This is a genomic window from Streptomyces sp. NPDC051940, from assembly GCF_040680895.1.
Classification (GTDB): domain Bacteria; phylum Actinomycetota; class Actinomycetes; order Streptomycetales; family Streptomycetaceae; genus Streptomyces.
This window is the reverse complement of the sequence record NZ_JBFAXR010000258.1, coordinates 1-3,557: the sequence shown is the minus strand read 5'-3', so window position 1 is coordinate 3,557 and position 3,557 is coordinate 1. Positions and strand designations below refer to the sequence as shown.

3 protein-coding genes are annotated in these 3,557 nt (G+C 72.0%); all 3 read right to left on the bottom strand.

The annotated features are described in order from the left end of the window. Positions 1-200: 200 nt before the first annotated feature. The 3 genes from hpt to AB0M28_RS40120 all read right to left on the bottom strand — a co-directional run bounded on the left by hpt (position 201) and on the right by AB0M28_RS40120 (position 3,123). The gene (gene hpt, locus AB0M28_RS40130; RefSeq protein ID WP_365415732.1) at positions 201-740 is read right to left on the bottom strand and encodes a hypoxanthine phosphoribosyltransferase; all 540 of its coding nucleotides are present in this window, start codon (positions 738-740) and stop codon (positions 201-203) included. 38 nt (positions 741-778) lie between these two features. After that, positions 779-1,807: a tRNA lysidine(34) synthetase TilS gene (tilS, locus tag AB0M28_RS40125; protein WP_365415730.1), complete on the bottom strand. Its 1,029-nt coding sequence runs from the start codon at positions 1,805-1,807 to the stop codon at positions 779-781. A gap of 176 nt (positions 1,808-1,983) precedes the next feature. Then, complete coding sequence (locus AB0M28_RS40120) at positions 1,984-3,123, bottom strand: zinc-dependent metalloprotease (RefSeq protein ID WP_365415728.1); 1,140 nt, start codon at positions 3,121-3,123, stop codon at positions 1,984-1,986. Positions 3,124-3,557: the final 434 nt, after the last annotated feature.

Here is a 3,557-nt window from a genome sequence, read left to right as displayed (position 1 = left end):
GCGCCGAACCGCGCCGCAGGCGCCAGCGGGAGCCGCGGCTTCCAGCGGGACCGGCACCCCACCCCAGCCCGTCCGGCGTTTGAGGACGAGGCGCGAAGCGCCGAAGCGCGCCGCAGGCGCAGCGGCACTGCACGCTTCCAGCGTGACCCGCACCAGAGGACCGCGGGGGTACGGGGGCGGCAGCCCCCGCAAGGGGTGGGTCAGCCGCCGTAGACGTGAGGCGCGAGCGTGCCGACGAACGGAAGGTTGCGGTACTTCTCCGCGTAGTCGAGCCCGTAACCGATCACGAACTCGTTCGGGATGTCGAAGCCCACCCACTCCACGTCGATCGCGACCTTCGCCGCATCAGGCTTGCGCAGCAACGTGCACACCTTGAGCGACTCCGGCTCCCGCGACCCGAGGTTCGACAGCAGCCACGACAGCGTGAGCCCGGAGTCGATGATGTCCTCGACGATCAGGACGTGCTTGCCCTTGATGTCCGTGTCGAGGTCCTTCAGGATCCGCACGACACCGGAGGACTGCGTGCCCGCGCCGTACGACGACACGGCCATCCAGTCCATGGTGACCGGGGTGGACAGCGCCCGGGCGAGGTCCGCCATCACCATCACGGCGCCCTTCAGCACCCCGACGAGGAGCAGATCCTTGCCCGCGTACTCCGCGTCGATCTTCGCCGCCAGCTCCGCCAGCTTCGAGTCGATCTCTTCCTTGGTGATGAGCACCGACTGCAGGTCGGCTCCCATGTCCTTCTGGTCCACCCGGCTGATCCCTGTCTACGCTTTCAACGCGGTCGTTCAGCAGAACGCTGCTGGATGACCAGTCTGCCATCCTGCCGCCGCGCCTCGACGCGCCCGGGCAGGTTGATGGCGCCCTGACCGCGCCATCCGGTGATCAGTCTGTCCACCTCTTCGATGTGCCGGGCGAACAGCGACCCCGCCGGCGAACCGGCCGCGAGCAGCGACGACCGCAGGATCCGCCGTCGTACGGCGGCGGGCAGCGCGTACAGCTTGGCGACCTCGAGCCGCCCGTCCGCGTCGCGCACGGTGGGGTCCGCGCCCGCGGCCCACGCGTCGAGCGCGTCCGCGTCGTCGCGGGAGAGCTGCGCCGTACGGGCGAGGGCCTCGACGACGCCCTTGCCGAGGGCCTTCTCCAGGATGGGCAGCGCCTCGTGCCGCACCCGGGAGCGGGTGTAGGCGGGGTCGACGTTGTGCGGGTCGTCCCAGACGGGCAGCGACTGCACCATGCACGCCTTACGGGCCACCTGCCGGTCGATCTCCAGGAACGGCCGCCGGTAGCGCCCGCCGCGGCCGGAGGCGGCCGCCATCCCGGACAGCGACCGCGTGCCGGAGCCGCGGGCGAGGCCCAGCAGCACCGTTTCGGCCTGGTCGTCGCGGGTGTGCCCGAGCAGGACCGCGGCGGCACCCAGCCGCTCGGCGGCCTCGTCCAGCGCGGCGTAGCGGGCGTCGCGGGCCGCGGCCTCGGGGCCACCCGCCCGGCCGATCGTCACGCGTACGGACTCGACGGGGTCGATGCCCAGCGCGGTGAGCCGCTCGACGACCTCGGCGGCGCGGCGGTCGGAGCCCTCCTGCAGGGCGTGGTCGACGGTGATGCCGCCGGCACGGACACCACGGCGGGGGGCCTCGAAGGCGAGGGCGGAGGCGAGCGCCATGGAGTCGGCGCCGCCGGAGCAGGCGACGAGCACGAGGGGGGCGTCACCGGCGTACGGGGTCTTGGTGTGCTCGGTGAGTACGTCATGGAGTGCGCGGCGAACGGCCAGACGTATCGCGGCGACCGCTGGATGGGGACCCATGGCTTTCACTTCTTTCACAAGAGGTCGAGCCGACCGATGAGCCTCAGTCACTGAGCGTGTCTCAATGGTGACAGAGAAGAGCCGACACCCGAGCATGGCATGCGGGCGACCTGCCGCACGCTCCCTCGGACGGGTGAACCGATGCCCCCGCCCAGCCTAGGACGGGGGTGTGAACGTCAGTCCACGGCCTTTCCGTGCACCCGCGCGATCCAGTCCGCCGGTTTGCCGATCTCCGCCTTGGTGGGGAGGGTGTTCGGTGATGTCCACACTCTGTTGAAGCCGTCCATGCCCACGTTCTCCACCACGTGCCGGACGAACTTCTCGCCGTCCTTGTACTGCCGCAGCTTCGCGTCCAGTCCGAGCAGCTTGCGCAGCGCCTGGTCGAGGCGGCCGGCGCCCTTGGCGCGGCGCTGCTGGAACTTCTCCCTAATCTCGGCGACGGACGGCACGACGGCCGGTCCGACGCCGTCCATCACGAAGTCGGCGTGGCCCTCCAGCAGCGACATCACCGCGGTGAGCCGGCCGAGGATCTCCCGCTGCGCGGGCGTCTGCACGATCTCGACCAGCGAACGCGTCTCGCCGTCCTCCGCGTCCTCCGGCGCCCGCCCGCCGGACAGCGACTGCGCGGCCTCGCGGAAGCGCTCCAGCAGGGTGGAGGGGTCGACCTCGGTCTCGGAGAGGAACGACTGGATCTCGCTCTCCATATGGTCCCGCAGCCAGGGCACAGCGGTGAACTGGGTGCGGTGCGTCTCCTCGTGCAGGCACACCCAGAGGCGGAAGTCGTGCGGCTGTACGTCGAGCTCGCGCTCCACGTGCACGATGTTGGGGGCCACGAGGAGGAGGCGGCCCGCGCCGCGTGCGTCGCCCGTGGGCAGGTCGCGGGTGGCGGGGGCGAACGTCTCGTACTGGCCGAGGACCCGGGAGGCCAGGAACGACAGCAGCATCCCCAGCTCGACGCCGGTGACCTTGCCGCCCACGGCGCCCAGGACCGCGCCGCCGGGGATGTTCGAGCGGCGCTCCTGCATCTTGTCCATCAGGGGGGACAGGACGGCGCGGAAGCCCGCGACGTTCGCGCGCACCCAGCCGGGGCGGTCCACCACCAGGACGGGGGTGTCGTGGAGCTCCGGGGCGCCGTCGCCGAACATCCTGGTGAAGCCTCTGACGTGTTCCTCGGAGGACTTCGCGTGCGTACGGAGCTCTGCGACGATCGTTCGGGCCTCGTCGCGGCTCACCTCCGGGCCCGGTCGTACGAGCCGTGTCGCGGTCGCCACCGCGAGGTTCCAGTCGACCATCTCCGCACCGCCGATGCTCGTCATACCTCTCACCGTACGGTGCGCCGCCGCGTTTCGGGCCCCCTTCGCCTCTCCGCCTGCGGCGGGCTGCACGTCCTGGGGTCGCCCGGTCGCGCCTGCGGCGGGCTGCGCGCTCCGCGCCCCTGGTCGCCTGGTCGCCCGCTCACGCCTGCGGTGGGCGTCGACTGTGGTCCGGTTCCCCTCCGATGGCTGCGGTGCCGCTGCGCCCACCCGTGCCGCCCTGCGGCACGCCTGCCCGCAGCATTGCGCCTCCGGCCGCCCCAGCCGTTCCGCCCTGGCGCCGTTCCACCCTGGTGCCGCTCCGCCCCGTTGCCGTTCACCGCGCTGCCCGGCGATGCGGTACCCCTCATAGCCCGTCCGGCGTTTGAGGACTGAGGCGCGAAGCGCCGAACCGCGCCGCAGGCGCCAGCGGGAGCCGCGGCTTCCAGCGGGACCGG